The sequence below is a fragment of the Streptomyces sp. NPDC002092 genome (assembly GCF_053593775.1).
On record NZ_JBSFDG010000012.1, the window covers coordinates 271,390 to 289,476 of the forward strand.

At 69.4% G+C, this 18,087-nt stretch carries 14 protein-coding genes; 4 read left to right on the plus strand and 10 right to left on the minus strand.

Going from position 1 to position 18,087, the window contains the following annotated elements; genetic code table 11:
* Window positions 1-629 precede the first annotated feature (629 nt).
* A complete protein-coding gene (locus ACWCRD_RS27920) occupies window positions 630-2,402 on the minus strand; it encodes a DUF4192 domain-containing protein (RefSeq protein ID WP_450968520.1) in 1,773 nt (590 codons plus the stop codon).
* A 131-nt stretch (window positions 2,403-2,533) separates the two neighbouring features.
* On the opposite strand from ACWCRD_RS27920, the gene ACWCRD_RS27925 reads away from it, so the two are divergent.
* Together ACWCRD_RS27925 and ACWCRD_RS27930 are read left to right on the plus strand one after the other, a co-directional pair.
* Window positions 2,534-4,699, plus strand: a complete 2,166-nt coding sequence (locus ACWCRD_RS27925; protein ID WP_450968521.1) for a RecQ family ATP-dependent DNA helicase — start codon at window positions 2,534-2,536, stop codon at window positions 4,697-4,699.
* A gap of 304 nt (window positions 4,700-5,003) precedes the next feature.
* On the plus strand, window positions 5,004-5,639 hold the full coding sequence (locus tag ACWCRD_RS27930; protein WP_450968522.1) for a hypothetical protein: 636 nt from the start codon (window positions 5,004-5,006) through the stop codon (window positions 5,637-5,639).
* A 339-nt stretch (window positions 5,640-5,978) separates the two neighbouring features.
* Here the strand turns inward: ACWCRD_RS27930 and ACWCRD_RS27935 are convergent, their stop codons facing one another.
* The 3 genes from ACWCRD_RS27935 to ACWCRD_RS27945 form a co-directional block, all read right to left on the minus strand.
* Window positions 5,979-6,617, minus strand: a complete 639-nt coding sequence (locus tag ACWCRD_RS27935) for a hypothetical protein (RefSeq protein WP_450968523.1) — start codon at window positions 6,615-6,617, stop codon at window positions 5,979-5,981.
* A gap of 68 nt (window positions 6,618-6,685) precedes the next feature.
* Entirely contained in the window at window positions 6,686-7,387 is a 702-nt protein-coding gene (locus ACWCRD_RS27940; protein ID WP_450968524.1) for a ribonuclease HII, read from the minus strand.
* 81 nt (window positions 7,388-7,468) lie between these two features.
* Window positions 7,469-8,092, minus strand: coding sequence for a TetR/AcrR family transcriptional regulator (locus ACWCRD_RS27945; protein WP_450968525.1), 624 nt, complete (start codon window positions 8,090-8,092; stop codon window positions 7,469-7,471).
* Window positions 8,093-8,276: 184 nt separating this feature from the next.
* Between ACWCRD_RS27945 and ACWCRD_RS27950 the strand changes: the two genes are divergently transcribed.
* Window positions 8,277-9,824 carry an MFS transporter gene (locus tag ACWCRD_RS27950; RefSeq protein ID WP_450968526.1) on the plus strand — a complete coding sequence of 516 codons (1,548 nt, stop codon included), beginning with the start codon at window positions 8,277-8,279 and terminating at the stop codon, window positions 9,822-9,824.
* Window positions 9,825-10,134: 310 nt separating this feature from the next.
* Here ACWCRD_RS27950 and ACWCRD_RS27955 read toward each other — a convergent pair whose 3' ends face one another.
* The 3 genes from ACWCRD_RS27955 to ACWCRD_RS27965 form a co-directional block, all read right to left on the minus strand.
* Complete coding sequence (locus ACWCRD_RS27955) at window positions 10,135-11,052, minus strand: ADP-ribosylglycohydrolase family protein (RefSeq protein WP_450968527.1); 918 nt, start codon at window positions 11,050-11,052, stop codon at window positions 10,135-10,137.
* 12 nt (window positions 11,053-11,064) lie between these two features.
* Window positions 11,065-11,724 (minus strand): histidine phosphatase family protein, encoded by a 660-nt coding sequence (locus ACWCRD_RS27960; protein WP_344401721.1) that lies wholly within the window; start codon window positions 11,722-11,724, stop codon window positions 11,065-11,067.
* 133 nt (window positions 11,725-11,857) lie between these two features.
* The gene (locus tag ACWCRD_RS27965; protein WP_450968528.1) at window positions 11,858-12,463 is read right to left on the minus strand and encodes a YdbC family protein; all 606 of its coding nucleotides are present in this window, start codon (window positions 12,461-12,463) and stop codon (window positions 11,858-11,860) included.
* 161 nt (window positions 12,464-12,624) lie between these two features.
* Between ACWCRD_RS27965 and ACWCRD_RS27970 the strand changes: the two genes are divergently transcribed.
* The gene (locus ACWCRD_RS27970) at window positions 12,625-13,158 is read left to right on the plus strand and encodes a TerD family protein (protein ID WP_450968529.1); all 534 of its coding nucleotides are present in this window, start codon (window positions 12,625-12,627) and stop codon (window positions 13,156-13,158) included.
* Window positions 13,159-13,165: 7 nt separating this feature from the next.
* On the opposite strand, the gene ACWCRD_RS27975 is transcribed toward ACWCRD_RS27970, so the two are convergent.
* The 3 genes from ACWCRD_RS27975 to nrdR all read right to left on the minus strand — a co-directional run bounded on the left by ACWCRD_RS27975 (window position 13,166) and on the right by nrdR (window position 17,664).
* Window positions 13,166-13,882, minus strand: coding sequence for a DUF6215 domain-containing protein (locus ACWCRD_RS27975; RefSeq protein WP_450968530.1), 717 nt, complete (start codon window positions 13,880-13,882; stop codon window positions 13,166-13,168).
* A gap of 163 nt (window positions 13,883-14,045) precedes the next feature.
* Complete coding sequence (locus tag ACWCRD_RS27980; protein WP_450968531.1) at window positions 14,046-16,940, minus strand: vitamin B12-dependent ribonucleotide reductase; 2,895 nt, start codon at window positions 16,938-16,940, stop codon at window positions 14,046-14,048.
* Between the two features lie 163 nt (window positions 16,941-17,103).
* Complete coding sequence (gene nrdR, locus ACWCRD_RS27985; protein WP_450968532.1) at window positions 17,104-17,664, minus strand: transcriptional regulator NrdR; 561 nt, start codon at window positions 17,662-17,664, stop codon at window positions 17,104-17,106.
* Between the last annotated feature and the right edge of the window lie 423 nt (window positions 17,665-18,087).

Consider the following 18,087-nt stretch of genomic DNA (forward strand, 5'->3'; position numbering starts at 1 on the left):
TCCGGAGGCGTCGGGCTGGACGCAGAGCGGCCCGGCTCGGTCGGCTCGAGTGCACAGCGCCCGGGGTCGTGCGGGCGAACGGCGGTGAGGCCCCGGTCGGTCGACCTGCCAGGGAGTCGATCCTGACAGGCCGCCCCGATCGCCGATCCGGGTCGTTCCGTCGCCCCGGGCGGGTACCGGTCCTGGCCGCTCGGTGCAGAGGCGTGCGTGCTGTCGGCAGCGGACCGGGCGTCGCGCAGGGCGGAACGGTCCGCGTGGGCCGGCAGGGGGGCGCCCGCCCCGGGAGACAGCGTGGGCCGGCTTGCGCCGGAAGTGTCGTCGCCGGCAGCGGAGGGCGGAGTCGGCTGATGCATGGGGCGGCTTCTTCTGCGCTCGGTGCACCTCGGGCGTATGCGGCGCCGGGTGAGAGGATCCGGACGGTCGTGGACTGTGTGGCGGCCTCACCCATCCAGGCGTTCCGCCACTCAGGTGAACGGAAGAGCAGTCCTCCGGGTCACGCTCGCGACGGGCCCGCCCGGATGGTCGGCGGCGACGCTGATCAACGCCGCCGAATTCTGGTTGCGGCGCGCGGAGCGTCCCGCAGCCGGCGTCGGTCCGCCCGCCCCGGCCATCCCTCGTCCCCTACCTGCTCACGACTGCTCCCCTGTGCCGTCGCTTCCGGGACGCAGGCCTTCGGGGCACTGGTCGCCGAGGCGCGCGGCGCCCTTCCCGGGGGTACGCGAGCGGGTGCGACCAGTCCGTGTGGAGCCGGGGCGGGTGCCGCTCGCCACTGCCGTCCGCGGGCGCGGGACGCTCGTGCCACTCCCCCGGCCTTCCGCCCTCGCCGAGCGGGAGTGGCTGCGGACCGTGCCGCTGGAGCGGACACGGCGTCGCGGGCGGGAAGCCTCCTCCGACCTCGGATCCGGCACCGATCGCGACACAGATTCCGACTCCAGCACCGACTCCGACTCCGATCCCGAGACCGATCCTGAGACCGATTCCGACACCAGCTCCGACTCGACGGCCTGGACCGTCACCGGTTCTGCGGTTCCCGCTGTGTCGTGCGACTGCTCGACTGCCGTCTGCCTCCGGTCCTGTCGCTCCGCTCGCAGGCAGCGGCGGATCGACTCCGGGTCCAGCCCTTCGTTGCAGGCCTGGTGCAGCAGGCGGGCGAAGAGGTAACCCGGATCCGCGCCGAGCGCCATGGCGAGGGCTTCCCGGGCCTCCAGGTCGTCACCCGTGGACCAGGCGACCCAACCGGCCAGTGTCAGCGGTGCCGCCGCGTGTTCGCCGTAGGGTCCGACGCACCTGCGGGCCAGGGCCCGCCAGAGCCTGAGTGCGAGCGCGGCCTCCTCGCCCTCCATCCACTCGGCCGCGCGGTCCCGGGTCGCACGGTCCTGCAGGCCGAGAATCAGGGTCGCGGCTTCGTCGTGTGCGAGCAGTTCGTCGTCGCGGAGGTCCGCCGTGAGCGTGCCGGACACGGGCGGTGCGCCCGCAAGTCGGCGCATGATCTGCGCGGACAGCTCCAGTGTCTCCTCGGCGACACCCTCGCGGCTGGTGCCGTCGAGGATCCTGGGGACCAACGCCATGCTCGCGGCATCCAGGGCACTCTCCTGCTCCAGGGCGGCCGCGGTCTCCCAGGGCAGCAGCCTGGCCCGCAGTTCCCGCAGAGTGCCCCGTACCTGCAGGCCGGCGTAGGTGGCGGCGGCGGCCAGCACTGAGGTGCCGGGCAGGCCCATGGGCAGGCCGTCGGGCGGACAGCACGCCTCGTTCGCGCAGCAGTACGACCAGAAGCGGCCGTCCGAGATGCACAGCGCCTCGATCACGGGCACATCGAGCTGTCCGCACTCGACACGCAGTTTCTGAGCCAGCGGGCGCAACCGCTCCATGACCTGCCGACCCGATTCGCCCTTCGCCGGCTCCTGGCAGAGGTACGCGACCATCTGTTCGGGCCGGGCGCCCCTGCGCTCACTGCCGGTGACCAGCCCGTGGGCCAACTGCTGGGCGACGGAAGCCCAGTCGTCCGCACTCGCCGGAATGCCGAGCCGGGCACGGCCGCCGAAGCGGCCGCGGCCGTCCCGGTCGTGCAGGGCGACCAGGACGATGCTTTCCTCGGGCCGGTACCCCAACAGATAGGGCAGGGCATCGGCCAGTTCGGCCGGGGTGCGCAGCGTGACCTGGTGCTCGGGGCCATGACTGTCGTAGGCGGTGCAGTCGACGTGGTCCGGGCGGCCCGGGCGCTCCTCGTGCGCGTCTTGTGCAGCGTGCTTGCCCTGCGTGTCACACCCGCCGCGGTCGTCCGAAGCGGCCGGGCCGACGTGCTTTTCCCGGCCGGGGTCGCCGGGTCCGTCGTGGCGCTCGGCGCCTTCACGTCCGGCCTTGCCGTTTTCGGGGGATCCAGTGGTTTCGCCGTGGTTCGTCATGCGCCGACGATCTCGCGGATCGCAATATTCCGGTTTGCCCTGTGGATAAGTCGGGCCAGGGACACGTCAAGGGCCTGTCTCCTCCACAGGCCTGGCCGGGCTTGTCGGTGGCGTCCTGTTTGATGGGGTGCATGGAGCACACGAGCAACGCGGAACTCCGGGCGGCCGCGGACGCGGTCCTCGCCCGCCTCGTCGGGGACGCCACGGGCGCGGCCCGGCTGCGCGAGGACCAGTGGCGGGCGATCGAGGCGCTGGTCGCCGACAGACGCCGGGCGCTCGTCGTGCAGCGCACGGGGTGGGGCAAGTCCGCGGTCTACTTCGTGGCGACGTCGCTGCTGCGGGCCAGGGGCAGCGGGCCCACGGTCATCGTCTCCCCGCTGCTTGCGCTGATGCGCAACCAGGTCGAGGCGGCAGCCCGGGCGGGTATTCATGCGCGGACGATCAACTCCTCGAACACCGAGGAGTGGGACACCGTTCAGGACGAGATCGCCGCGGGCGAGGTCGACGTCCTGCTGGTCAGTCCGGAGCGCCTCAACAATCCGGACTTCCGGGATCAGGTACTGCCCAAGCTCGCCGCCGCCACCGGGCTCCTGGTGGTGGACGAGGCCCATTGCATCTCCGACTGGGGGCACGACTTCCGTCCGGACTACCGGCGGCTGCGCACCATGCTCGGCGATCTGCCGCCGGGCGTCCCGGTGCTCGCGACCACTGCCACCGCCAACGCGCGCGTGACCGCCGACGTCGCCGAACAGCTCGGCACGGGGGGCTCGTCGGACGCCCTGGTGCTGCGGGGCCCGTTGGACCGGGAGAGCCTGAGTCTGAGCGTGCTGCGGCTGCCGGACGCCGCACATCGTATGGCCTGGCTCGCCGACCACCTGGGCGAGTTGCCGGGTTCCGGGATCATCTACGCGCTCACCGTGGCCGCGGCCGAGGAGGTCACCGCTTTCCTGCGGCACCGTGGTCACACCGTCGCTTCCTACACGGGCAGGACCGAGAACGCCGACCGGCAGCAGGCCGAGGACGACCTCCTCGCCAACAGGGTGAAGGCCCTGGTCGCCACGTCCGCGCTGGGCATGGGGTTCGACAAACCGGATCTCGGATTCGTGGTGCACCTCGGCTCGCCGTCCTCGCCCATCGCCTACTACCAGCAGGTGGGCCGCGCCGGACGCGGGGTCGAACACGCCGAGGTGCTCCTGCTGCCGGGGAAGGAGGACGAGGCGATCTGGGAGTACTTCGCATCGCTCGCCTTCCCGCCGGAAGACCTGGTGCGCCGCACTCTCGACGTCATGGCGCGCGCGGACAAACCCTTGTCGCTGCCCGCCCTGGAGCCCTTGGTGGAGCTGCGCCGGTCCCGCCTGGAGACCATGCTCAAGGTGCTCGACGTGGACGGGGCGGTCAAGCGGGTCAAGGGCGGCTGGATCGCCACGGGGCAGCCGTGGACGTACGAGGCGGAGCGGTACGACTGGGTCGCGCGCCAGCGCAGGACCGAGCAGCAGGCGATGCGGGAGTACTCCTCGACGACCGACTGCCGCATGGAGTTCCTGCAGCGCCAGTTGGACGACGAGGGCGCCAAGCCCTGCGGCCGCTGCGACAACTGCGCGGGCGCGCGGTTCACCACGGACATGTCCAGGACCGCGTTGGACGCGGCACGTGTCGATCTCGGCCGGGCGGGCGTCGAGGTGGAGCCACGCCGTATGTGGCCGACCGGCCTGCCGGCGATCGGCGTAGATCTCAAGGGACGCATCCCGGTCGGTGAACAGGCCGCTCCTGGGCGGGCGTTGGGCCGCCTGTCGGACATCGGCTGGGGCAACCGGCTGCGGCCGATGCTGGCCCCACAGTCCCCGGACGCTCCCGTGCCGGACGACGTGGCGAAGGCCGTTGTGGGAGTGCTCACCGACTGGGCCAAGGGACCGGGGGGATGGGCTCCCGGAGTAGTCGACCCGCAGCCGCGCCCGGTGGGTGTGGTCACCGTCTCCTCGCGCACCCGCCCCCAGTTGATCAACTCCCTGGGTGCGCGTATCGCGGAGATCGGCAGACTGCCGTTGCTCGGCTGCGTGGACTACACGAGCGACGCGGCCCACGTCTCGCGCAGCAACAGTGCGCAGCGCCTGAAGGCCCTGTCCGGCACACTGACCGTGCCGCCCGCCCTCGCTTCCGCTCTCGCCGAGGCCGCGGGGCCGGTCCTCCTCGTGGACGACTTCACCGAGACCGGCTGGACGCTCGCGGTCGCGGCCCGCCTGCTCCGACGTGCCGGTGCGCAGGGAGTGTTGCCACTCGTCCTGGCCGTCCAGGGCTGACCGCGGCACCGCACGCCGCTCGGCAGCCGCGCCTTGAAACCCTCCGCTCCAACGGTGCACGAACTCGAGGTGAACGGTCGGCGCATGCGTCGTGACGCAACGTACTGGGTAGGGATATAAACCGCACACCGCCGCGTTTCGGTCAGTGGCCCCAATTGCTCGTTGCCGCATCCAAGTTCGACAGGAAGAATTGAACTCCGCTCCCCGCACGGCTCGTCCGTGGTCCGGTAGGGCTCTGCTGCGGCGTGCGCTCCCCTGAACATGACCCCGCCCCCAGTGTGGGCGCGTAGCCGAAGGGAGGACCGTGACCTTCGGATTCGCTCCGTCCTCGGCGGCATCCACGTCGACGTCTGCCGACCTGTCCGCCGCATCCGCCAACCCTCTCACCCGCATGCTCGAACCCGCGGAGTGGGCCGCCGCCGGAATTCCTCTGCTGCGCAATCCCCGAGAGGTCGTCAGCGGACTCCATTCCCGGCATCACCCAAGGCCCGCGACCGCGGTGGTGGCCGTCCTCGACCCGGACGAACGCCTGTGCGCGAGCGCTTCGTTCACCCGCCGCCCGGCTCCCGCGGACGGCTGGATGTTCCGCAATACGCTGCTTGCGCAGCTTCGCCGGGTCATCCCGCACGACCTGCGGCGCCGCACACCGGTGCGCACCGCGGTGCTGCTCTACTGCCGTGAGGGCGACGCGCGTTGGACCGAGGAGGACGGCGCATGGATGTGGGGCCTGCGTGACGCCTGCACACTGCACGGGCTGCGCTGCGGGGCGTACATCACGCTGACCCGGGACGGCTGGCAAGTGCTCGGGGAGGGCCGTGGGGGGCGCCGCCCCAACGCGGACTCCTCACCGGAGCCCTTCGGCATGTCCGAGGCGCCGCCTCCGCTGCCCCGCACCGGTGGTGCCGCCTCGGAGGTCCTGCGCCGCGCCGCAGCCCGCTGAGAACGCCGACGGATCAGGCCCGACCGACCAGCAAGCTCCCTTCGTACGCCGGCTTCGCCGCGCACCGAACGAGGGGAGTTGCACACACTCCGGTCAGGGCCGCCCGTCGGCGCTCCGAGCAGTCACCGCCGCATGCTCTGGGAGACGTTCGCTGCGAGAACGACGGACGCCCGCCCAGCGCGCCGGCACTCCCCCTCGCCCGTCACACCACAGGAGCAGGCGGATGCGCGCACCGGGCGTCGCGGCCATATCTGCGCATGCCGAAACGCCCGCTGTGCCGATGTCGCCGCAGCGGCGTCCTCGTCGCTCCGGTGTCCCCGTGGACATTCCGGAACAGACTCAGACACCCGCGCCCAGCACCGAGTTGATCTGCTGCGGGTCGCCGCACACGATCAGCAGGGCTCCGGCCCGGGTGAGGGCCAGCGGCAGGGCGGAGGCGACCGCCGCCTCGGAGCCGCCGTTGACGGCGACCACGACCACGGGGCGCGAGGCTGCGCGACCGGCGGCAGAGGCGTCGGTGTAGAAGACGTCGTCGCCCGCGTCGTGCTGCGCCCAGTAGGAGGCCTCACCGAAGGACAGTTCGTGGGCGGCCCACGGGTGCTGTTCACCAGTGGTGATCACCAGTACGTCACCGGGGGCGCGCCCCGAGTCCAGAAGCAGGTCCACGGCTTCCTCGGCGGCGTCGAGTGCGCCCTGCGCCGAGGCCGGGATCAGCTGGATCTGCGGGGTGGCCGAAGCAGTGACGGCGGCAGGGGCGGCCGGGACCGGGGGTCCGGGCGTGGCGACGGCCACGTCACGCGACGCGCGCTGCACCGGCGGCGTGGGCCGGAGCGGACCAGGCCGGCCGGGACGCGGCGGAGCCGCGGGACGGGGACCAGGTACGGGACGGGGGGTCGGCGCGGTGCGGCCGCTGGCCGGCGTGGCGCGGGGACCCTGGGCACTCTCGTGAATCTGAGGCTCCTCGGGAATGAGAGGCATGGGCTGATATTTATCAAACGTTGGTGCGGCTCGCGTCGGCGGGTGGCACATGAGCGCGAGCGGATTCGTCAGAAGTCGAAGCCGAGCTGACCCTCGATTTCCGGAACGCCTCCGTCCGCCCAACTGCGGACCTTCTTGAGATGTCGCCACTGGGGCAGCGCATCAAGATACGCCCACGACAACCGGTGGTACGGGGTGGGCCCCCGCTCCGCCAGTGCGGCCTTGTGCACGGGCGACGGATACCCGGCGTTGTCCGCAAAACCGAAGTCTGCATGGTCGATACCCAGTTCGGCCATCATTTTGTCGCGCTGGACCTTGGCGATCACCGAGGCCGCCGCGACCGCCACGCACGACTGGTCGCCCTTGATGACCGTACGGACCTGCCAGGGCGAGCCCAGATAGTCGTGCTTGCCGTCGAGGATCACCGCGTCGGGACGGACCGGCAGAGCCGCCAGGGCGCGCCCCGCCGCCAGGCGCAGTGCCGCGGTCATGCCCAGCTCGTCGATCTCCTCCGGCGTGGCGTGCCCCAGCGCGTACGAGGTCACCCACTTCTGCAGTTCCACGGCAAGAACCGTGCGCCGCTTGACGGTGAGCAGCTTGGAGTCGGTGAGGCCCTCGGGAGGCCGACGCAGTCCTGTGATCGCCGCGCAGACGGTGACGGGGCCGGCCCACGCACCGCGCCCCACCTCGTCGACACCGGCAATGATCTTCGCTCCGGTCGTGGCGCGAAGGGAGCGCTCGACGGTGTGTGTAGGCGGTTCGTACGGCATGGCGCCCTCAGCCTACGCCCCGCGGATCACCCGGCGACACCCCGGCTCCCACTCCCGCTTCAGGACGGCGGCTCCCTGTACTCAGTCGCCCCCTGGTCGCAGCAGCGGAACCATCAACTGGTCGATCATCTCCTCAAGATCACGATCGTCCCATTCGCTTCCGCGCAGCTTGGAGCGGTACATCATCATGGCCGGGATGACATCGAAGACATAGCTGTTCGCCGCGTCGGGCCGCACCTCGTTCCGCTCTATTCCGCGGGTGATGACCTCTCGAAGCAGCTTGATGGTGGGCTCCACGATTCCGTCGAAGATCACGCCGTGAAAGCGCTCCGCTTGAATCGGGTCGCATTCGTGAATCACGGAGCGGACCGCGAAACCGGGTCGCGAGAACATCGCCTCACGCGCCTGCCGGCACAGCGCGAGCAGATCTTCACGCACGCTGCCCAGGTCGGGCGCCTCCTCTATGCGCGGGAGCCCGGCCTGCAGGGCGTCAGCGACGAGGTCCTCCTTGGACGGCCAGCGCCGGTAGACGGCGGCCTTGCCGGTCTGGGCACCGGCGGCGACGCCCTCCATGGTCAGGCCGTTCCAGCCGACCGTGCTGAGTTGTTCCAGGGCCGCATCGAGGATCGCGCGTTCGAGCACGGCGCCGCGCCGACGGAGGGAGGCCGCCTGAGCGGGGGCGGCCGTCCAGCGCGAAGTAACCATCTGCGTATCTCCAGCGAGCAGGGGGAGCGGAGTTTTCGGGGGTGGGAGCACCAGGTGGCAGCAACGGGGGATTCGCCACGTGACACCAATTTAAGTGAACGCTTGCGTTCACTATCGGGGACTCACTACGGTTGACGCGACAGTGAACGCGAGCGTTCACTAACGCACTTGTGGGGGACCCATAGTGACAACCTCTCAGTTGATCAAGGAACAGAAGCCAGGTGCGGCTCGCCGGGAGGGGCATCCCGGCATTGCGCTCGCAGTCATCGCGGCCTGCCAACTCATGGTGGTGCTCGACGCGACGATTGTGAACATCGCGCTCCCGCACATTCAAGACGCTCTGAAGTTCAGCACGACCGACCTCACCTGGGTCGTCAGCGCCTACACGCTCACCTTCGGCGGCCTGCTGCTTCTGGGGGGCCGCGCCGGTGACATCCTCGGCCGCCGCCGGGTCTTCATGACCGGCATCGTGCTGTTCACCTTCGCCTCGCTGCTCGGCGGACTCGCCCAGGAACCCTGGCAGTTGTTGGCCGCACGCGTCCTGCAGGGCATGGGTGGCGCCATTGCGTCGCCCACCGCTTTGGCGCTCATCACCACCACGTTCCCCGAAGGCCCCGAGCGCAACCGGGCGTTCGGCGTCTTCGCCGCGGTCTCCGCGGGTGGCGGCGCGATCGGTCTGCTGGCCGGCGGCATGCTCACCGAGTGGCTCAACTGGCGCTGGGTGTTCTTCGTCAACCTGCCGATCGGCATCCTGATCACCCTGCTCGCGCCGCTCTACATCAGCGAGTCCGAACGGCATACGGGCCGCTTCGACATCGCGGGGGCCGTGACCTCGACGGCGGGCATGGCGTCCCTCGTCTACGGCTTCATCCGCGCAGCGGACGACGGCTGGCGGGACAGCCTGGCCATCGGCTCCTTCGCCGCCGCCGTGGTCCTGCTGGTGGCCTTCGCGCTGATCGAGTCCCGGGCCAAGGAGCCGATCACTCCGCTGCGGATGTTCGCCGACCGCAACCGCTCCGGAACATACGTGATCATGTTGAGCCTGGCCGCGGCGATGTTCGGGATGTTCTTCTACATCGTTCTCTTCGTGCAGAACGTGCTGGGGTACAGCCCGATCCGGGCCGGTCTCGCGTTCCTGCCGGTGACCGTCGTGATCGCGCTCGGCGCCGGGCTGTCCCAGCGGTTCCTGCCGGTGCTGGGGCCCAAGCCGTTCATGCTCACCGGCTCGGCTCTCGCGGTGATCGGACTGGCCTGGCAGACCCTCATCAGCTCCAGCAGCTCCTATGCCGGCGGAGTGCTCGGTCCGATGCTGGTCTTCGGCTTCGGCATGGGTCTGAACTTCGTGACGCTGACGGTCACCGCGGTCTCCGGTGTCGCCCAGCACGAGGCGGGTGCGGCCTCCGGACTGCTCAACGCCACACAGCAGGTGGGTGGTTCGCTCGGCCTGTCCATTCTGACGACGGTGTTCGGGTCGGCCAGCAAGGACGAGGCGCAGAAGCAGCTGCCGAAGTTCCTCGCGGGCGGTTCGGCGCAGCAGAAGGCAGAGTTCGCCAAGACGCACCAGCTGCCCGGAACCTGGGGACACGAGGTGCTCGCCCAAGGGATTTCCATGGGCTTCGTGGCGGCCGCGGCCATGGCCGTACTCGCCTTCGGCACAGCCTGGTTCGTGATCCGGGTCCGCAAGAGCGACCTGGAAGCACTCGCCGGCACGGCGGGAGCGGCGGTCGGCTGAAACAGCCGCTCCCGCAGGGGGCCGCGGAGGGCCGGACCGAGTAGTCCAGGGGACCGACGGCGAGGACGTCGGTCCGGCCCTCCGCATACGTTCCGCAGGGCACAGCAAGCTCAGGGTGGAAAGCACCGCCCACACGACCACGAACTGCACGACCACCCCCGGACCTTTCGCACGTCAGGTGCGGTACACCCGCTCCTGCGCCACACCGCTGATGTCACGACAACGCCCGCCCGGTCACGCAGAGTTCCCGGCGAGCACAGAGAGTTTCCAGCGGCGATCTCCAGGCAAACTGCACAGGCCCCCAGAGGGTTCAAACCGACGGTGTCCGTACGGTCGGCACCCAGTCCGGCAGTGCCTCCGTCCGCCCTGCCCACTCGGCAGGTGGCAGGCCGCCCTTCCCGGCGGCGAGCACCCCGCCCACGATGGCGCAGGTGGTGTCCACGTCACCACCCACCTGCGCGGTCGTCCAGAACGCCTCCTCGAAGTCGCCGAGGGCCCGCGCGGCCGACCAGAGCGCGAAGGGCACGGTGTCATGGGCGGACGTTCGCCGTCCGCAGCCCAGTACGGCCGCGACGGTGCCCGAGTCGGCGTAGTCGAGCATGTCCCGTGCGCGCCGCAGGCCCGCGCCGACGGCGCTCTTCGGGACGAGTGCGACGACTCCGTCGAGAAGTGCCTCCGGGCTCGGCGGGCCGTCGGGGGCGGCGACCAGCGCGGCGGCCGCCGCAACCGCCATGGAGCCGACGACGGCCTCGCGGTGCTGGTGCGTGGGGTATGCAGAGATCTCCGCCTGATGCGTCGCCTGTTCCGGGTCGTCCGCGTACCAGGCGCCCAGCGGGGCGATCCGCATGGCCGCTCCGTTGCCCCAGGAACCCTGTCCGTTGAAGAGCTCGGCGGCCAGCTCGCGCCAGTCCCCGCCCTCGCGAACCAGCCGCAGCAGACGATTGACCGCGGGACCGTACCCCCGGTCGAAGTCATGGTGGTGGGCGAAGGAATGCGCCAGGGCGTCCTGGTCGATGCGGTGGTGGGCGGCCAGGACCGCGACCACGGAGCAGGCCATCTCCGTGTCGTCGGTCCACTGCCAGGGGCCTGGTGGCAGCTCGCGACGCTTCAGCAGCGGATAGTTCGCCGGTACGAAGAACTGCGAGCCCAGTGCATCCCCCACCGCCAGTCCACGCAGGCTGGCCACGGCGCGGTCCAGGCGCCCGTCGGAAGAGGAGTCAGGGGTCATTGCTCTGCCACTCTATCCGGTGATCCCGTACGGTTCCGGATCTCGCCAGCGTTCGAAAGGCCGGTCAAGCACGTACTTGCCGTCGTCCCCGAGAACGAGCATCCGCATCTCCGCGTTCCCCGGATTCGACAGCGACTCGAATTCCGCGACCGTCCAGTGGAACCAGCGCATGCAGAACAGCCGCATTGCCAGGCCGTGGGTCACCAGCAGCACGTTGGACGGGTGGTCGGGGGCCTCGAAGCTGCGGTACAGGCTCTCCAGGAAGCCGCCCACCCGGTCGTACACGTCGGCACCGGACTCCCCCTGGGCGAAGCGGTAGAAGAAGTGGCCGTACGCATCCCGGTAGGCCTTCTGGAGGCGCACGTCGTCACGGTCCTGCCAGTTGCCCCAGTCCTGTTCGCGCAGCCGGGGCTCCTCCCGCACCCGTATGAGCTCGGGATCGAGATGGAAGGCGCGCAGGGTCTCATGCGTACGGCGGTACGGCGACACATACACGCTGACGCGCTCACGGCCGAAGACCTCGCGCAACCGCTTGCCGGTCTCCTCGGCCTGCTGCCAGCCCCGCTCGGTCAGCGCGAGCGCATGGTCGGGCTCCCGCTCGTAAACGGTGTCATCAACATTGCCCGTTGACTCTCCGTGCCGGACAAGGACGATGCGCCGTGGTCGTGCCATGCCAAAACCCTAGATCGGGTGACGGCCGATCGAGCACTCGTAGAGCCTCCATACAGCGTAGGTCACACACTTCCTGCACCACTGGCCACACCAAACCGCTCGATTAACGAGTCCAGTTTTCAAACCGAAGGCGTCAGACCGTCCAGGTCGGCTCCAGCTCAATGATGTCCCCCGTGAGGGCCGCCACGTCGGCCTCCGTCTGTGCCCGCAGGGCGAGCCGCTCCACGCGCTCCGTGCGGTACTTGCCGTGTTCGGCGGCCGATCGCCACATGGACAGCACCAGGAACTCGTGGCCCGGAGCCTCGCCGAACAGGCCCCGGATCATGCCGGGAGAGCCGGCCATGGCCGGGTTCCAGACCTTCTCCTGCATCAGCGTGAAGTGCTCGGCCCGTTCCTCGTGCACTCGGCAGAGGGCGACCCGCAGCAGGTCCGCGTCCGTGAAGCGCGGTTCGAAGCCGGTCTTCACGTCGAAGCGGTAGTCGAAGAGCTTGACCTGGGCATCCTTGAAGGTGCCCGACTGTGCCGCCGCAAGCCGATCATGGGAACGGGCCATGAAGGAGTCGTAGAAGGCACGGCTCTCCCAGAAGGCAAAGGTGTGGGCAACCCCTGTGCGTCCCCGGCTCCAGCCACCGCCTTGTCCCCGAAACCCCGGCTCCCCCAGAAGCCCCGCCCACTTTCGCTGCCCCCGCTCGAAGCCGCGGCGGTCCACCACGGTGCAGCGAATCCACTTGACCAGCACCGCGCCATGGTAAGGCCACAGAGCGTGGCGCCGGTCACGCTCCGGTGGACAGCTCCGGCGCACACCGGCACGCGCGCGTGGCAGGATGGACAACAGGCCCAGTCCGTCGCGCAGTTCGGGCCGGACAGGGGCACACGGGGAGACGGGGAAGGGGAGGTCCGGTGACCGGCATCAACAAGGGGATCCGCAAGGTCGAGGTCGCGCTCAAGTGGGACCCCAGTCCGGCGGGACAGGCAGCCACCGATCTCGACATCGTCGCCGCCACCTATCCGGCGGACGACGCGTACGGCGATCCCGCCTATGTGGTGCACTTCGACAGTCGTTCCCCGGACGGCACGATCTACCTCAACCGGGACAGCAAGGACGGCAAGGGCTTCGGCTGGGACGAGGTCATGACGCTGGAGCTGGACCGGCTCAGCGAGCGGTACGCGCGCGTGGTGGTCGGCGTCGTCATCCAGCAGCGCACGGCGCACCGGACCTTCGTCGGCGTGATCAACCCGGGGCTGCGCATACGGGAGGGCTACACCGTCCTGGCCGAGGACGACTTCGGTGACGTCCTCGGGGCCACGGCGGCGACCGTCGGGGAGTTCATACGCGACGAGTCCGGCGAGTGGACGTTTCGTCCCGGGATCCACGGCTTCGAGGACGACCCGGCGTCGTTCACCCGGGACATGGGCCGGGCGCACCAGCCCTGACGTCCGGTCAGCGGACAGTCCATCCCGGGACCGTCGGCAGCACCTTCTCGGCGACGCGGAACAGGGCCGCGTCGTCGGGCGTCGCGAAGTCCTGGCGCCAGATGGAGACTTCGAAGTAGCCCCCGCCGTCCTTGGCGTCCCGGGCGACCAGCAGGCTGCGAGCGATACCGCCAGGACCACTCTTGGCCTTGCCGCCCCCGAGGTTGAAACTCAGGGCGATGGTCCGGTCCGAGTAGACGACCGCCGGGTGTCCGAGCACCGTCTTCTTCTCGGCACCGGTGCCCAGCAGGCCGGCCATGTCGGCCATGTCGGCCACGCCGAGATCGTCGTCGGATGCCGAGAGCCTCAGGGAGTACGTCTTCAGGTCGACGTCCGCCTCGGGGGTGGTGGTTTTCGTGCCGTCGGCCGAGGTGATCGTGCTCTCGTTGCCGTCGGCGGTCTCCGCGTACTCGTCCGGTGTGCCGAGCAGTGCGGGCAGGTCCGGACGGTTGAGTGCCGTGCAGAGCCGGGCACCCGAGACCGGCTTCGACGGCTTGCTCTCGTGCGTGGCCGTGCACGTGGCCGGCCCGCGGTCGGCGGACGCCTTCGAGTCCAGGTCCAGCGCCCACAGGAGTCCTGCGAGGCCCCCGACCACCACGATCGCGGCGATCACCTGAGCCGCCACGTTCACGGGCTTCCCAGGCTCGCTCGTTGCCTTTTTGGAGTCGGCGAAATCGTCGACCATGTCCCCCACGTTCCCCACCCTGCCGTTCGCGCCGGTCGTGCGCGGGGGGAGCCTAGCCTGTGATCACCCTGCAGGGGAACAAGTTTTCGCATGGAGTGAAACGCCGAGGGCGGCGGAGCCGTGAAACGCTCCGCCGCCCTCGACAGCTGGTTCAGTACCGGCGTCAGCTGCAACCGCTGGTCGAGCCGCAGCCCTCGCAGATGTAGCAGGAGCCGGCCCGCTGCATCTTCGTACCGCAGGAGAAGCACAGCGGGGCGTCGGCCTGGATTCCCAGCTGCATCTCCACCAGCTCGGCGCTGGTGTGGGCCTGCTTCGGGGCGGGCTTGGCCGCCTCGACCTCGGCACGCGGCGTGGCGACGGCCTTGAGCTCCTGGGCGCGCGGAGCCGACTGGGCGAGGCCCTCGACGTCCACCTCGTCCTCTGAGGGCTCGTACGAACCGGTCTCCAGGTGACGCTGGCGCTCCTCGGCGGAGTGGATGCCGAGGGCGGAGCGCGTCTCGAACGGCAGGAAGTCCAGCGCCAGGCGGCGGAAGATGTAGTCGACGATCGACTGCGCCATCCGCACGTCCGGGTCGTCCGTCATACCGGCCGGCTCGAAGCGCATGTTGGTGAACTTCGAGACGTACGTCTCCAGCGGCACCCCGTACTGGAGGCCGACCGAGACGGCGATGGAGAAGGCGTCCATCATGCCCGCGAGTGTCGAGCCCTGCTTGGACATCTTCAGGAAGACCTCGCCGAGACCGTCGTCCGGGTAGGAGTTGGCGGTCATGTAGCCCTCGGCGCCGCCGACCGTGAAGGACGTCGTGATGCCGGGACGACCCTTGGGCAGACGCTTGCGGACCGGGCGGTACTCGATGACCTTCTCGACCGTCTCGCGGATGGCCGCCTCGGCCTTCTCCGTGACCTCGGCCTTCTCCTTCTCCTTGGTCTTGGCGGAGAGCGGCTGGCCGACCTTGCAGTTGTCGCGGTAGATGGCGAGCGCCTTGACGCCCATCTTCCACGCCTCGAAGTAGATCTCCTCGACCTCCTCGACGGTCGCCGACTCCGGCATGTTGACCGTCTTGGACAGGGCGCCGGAGATCCACGGCTGGATCGCGGCCATCATGCGGACGTGGCCCATCGCGGAGATGGAGCGCTCGCCCATGGCGCAGTCGAACACCTCGTAGTGCTCGTGCTTGAGGCCGGGGGCGTCGACGACATTGCCGTGCTCGGCGATGTGGGCGACGATCGCCTCGATCTGCTCCTCCTGGTAGCCCAGGCGGCGCAGGGCCTGCGGAACCGTGCCGTTGACGATCTGCATCGAGCCGCCGCCGACCAGCTTCTTGAACTTGACGAGGGCGAGGTCGGGCTCCAGGCCGGTGGTGTCGCAGGACATCGCCAGACCGATGGTGCCGGTCGGGGCGATGACCGACGCCTGGGAGTTGCGGAAACCGTTCTTCTCACCGAGGCGCAGCACGTCCTGCCAGGCCTCCGTCGCGGCGGCCCAGACCGGCGTGTCCAGGTCGTCCATGCGAACGGCCACGCTGTTGGCGTCGGCGTGCTGCTTCATGACGCGGTTGTGAGCACTGGCGTTGCGGGCGTAACCGTCGTACGGGCCCACGACCGCGGCGAGTTCGGCGGAGCGCTTGTACGACGTGCCGGTCATCAGGGAGGTGATGGCACCGGCGAGGGCGCGGCCGCCGTCGGAGTCGTAGGCGTGACCGGTCGCCATCAGCAGGGCGCCGAGGTTGGCGTAGCCGATGCCGAGCTGGCGGAACGCGCGCGTGTTCTCACCGATCTTCTGGGTCGGGAAGTCCGCGAAGCAGATGGAGATGTCCATCGCGGTGATGACGAGCTCGACGACCTTCGCGAAGCGCTCGACCTCGAAGGACTGGTGGCCCTTGCCGTCGTCCTTCAGGAACTTCATCAGGTTGAGCGAGGCCAGGTTGCAGGACGTGTTGTCCAGGTGCATGTACTCGCTGCAGGGGTTCGAGCCGTTGATCCGGCCGGACTCCGGGCAGGTGTGCCAGTGGTTGATGGTGTCGTCGTACTGGATGCCCGGGTCGGCGCAGGCCCAGGCGGCCTCGGCCATCTTGCGGAACAGGGCCTTGGCGTCGACCTCTTCGATGACCTCTCCGGTCATCCGCGCGCGCAGGCCGAACTTGCCGCCCTGCTCGACCGCCTTCATGAACTCGTCGTTCACACGGACCGAGTTGTTGGCGTTCTGGTACTGGACGGAGGTGATGTCCTCGCCACCCAGGTCCATGTCGAACCCCGCGTCGCGCAGGGCGCGGATCTTCTCCTCCTCCTTCACCTTGGTCTCGATGAAGTCCTCGATGTCGGGGTGGTCGACGTCGAGGATGACCATCTTGGCGGCACGGCGGGTGGCGCCACCGGACTTGATGGTGCCGGCGGACGCGTCGGCGCCGCGCATGAAGGAGACCGGACCGGAGGCGTTGCCGCCCGAGGACAACAGCTCCTTGGAGGAGCGGATGCGGGAGAGGTTCAGGCCGGCTCCGGAGCCGCCCTTGAAGATCATGCCCTCTTCCTTGTACCAGTCGAGGATCGACTCCATGGAGTCGTCGACGGCGAGGATGAAGCAGGCGGAGACCTGCTGGGGCTGCGGGGTGCCCACGTTGAACCACACGGGGCTGTTGAAGCTGAAGATCTGGTGCAGGAGGGCGTACGCCAGCTCGTGCTCGAAGATCTCGGCGTCGGCGGGCGAGGCGAAGTACTTGTAGTCCTCGCCGGCCTTCCGGTACGTCTTCACGATGCGGTCGATGAGCTGCTTCAGGCTCACCTCGCGCTGCGGGGTGCCGACGGCACCGCGGAAGTACTTGCTGGTGACGATGTTGACCGCGTTCACCGACCAGAAGTCGGGGAACTCGACGCCGCGCTGCTCGAAGTTGACCGAGCCGTCGCGCCAGTTGGTCATGACGACGTCACGGCGCTCCCAGGCCACCTCGTCGTACGGGTGCACGCCGGGGGTGGTGTGGATGCGCTCGATACGCAGTCCCTTGGTCGCCTTGGTGCCCTTGGCGCGGGAACTCCGTGCCGGACCGCTCGCCGTCTCTGTCATGCCGCCTCCCTGGTACGGGCTAAAACGCCCTGAAGTGCCCCGATGTTCCCGTGGCACGTGTTGTGTCTGGTGTTGCGGGCATCTCGCGCTGCCGCCCGCAACGGGTCTTCGATGGCCGCCGTCCGGCCGGAATCGGGGCCTCCGCCCGGTTCCGGCCCGCCGATCAGTCGGCGGCGTGGGCGGGCTCTGGGACCTGAGCAGTCCCTTCGGGCCCGCAATCTTCTTCCTGGCCCCCCGCGACAGCGTCCTCGCGGTCGTCGTCGTCCGCGGCGACGGGTCGCCTCTCCTCCCTGAGTTCCGCGATCGCGGCCTCGAAGTCGTCGAGCGAGTCGAATGCCCGGTAGACGGAGGCGAATCGCAGATACGCGACGAGGTCGAGCTCCTGCAACGGGCCGAGTATGGCCAGCCCCACGTCATGGGTGGTCAGTTCGGCGCTTCCGGTGGCCCGCACCGCCTCCTCGACCCGCTGGCCGAGCTGGGCGAGTGCGTCCTCGGTGACAGGCCGCCCCTGGCATGCCTTGCGCACGCCATTGATGACCTTGGTACGACTGAAAGGCTCGGTGACTCCGGACCGCTTGACCACCATGAGCGAGCACGTCTCCACGGTCGTGAAACGACGGGAGCAGTCCGGACACTGGCGGCGCCTGCGGATCGACGTGCCGTCGTCGGTCGTACGACTGTCGACGACACGGCTGTCGGGGTGCCTGCAGAAGGGGCAGTGCATGAACTCCCAACCCTCCTCACAGCAGACTCAATAGCCTCGCTGGACCTCATGGGCCCCTCGAAGCAGCCCCAAGCATAGGCGATCGCCAGGAGCCTGAAGACCCGGGGGACCACAACTTCTGGGCTGCTGCCGCAATCCAACCACTACATGTGGGGATTGGCCCATGCATGCACTCCCTGCGCGCGTGTCGCGCTGTATCGGCATGTGCCACACGACCGGTGCGGCGCAGCGGATCCGCGGGTGCACAGCCGTACCGTTACGGCAGATGCGGAGATACCGTGGGCGCCACAGGGAGGCGACGTGGGGCTCCCGCAGAGATGGAGACCTGTGCCCGGTTGACGGAATGCCGGATGGCAGACTGGGGCAGGAACCCACGAGGTCAGCACCCCGGCGGTGAAGAGTACAACAATGGGCCCTTTTGTC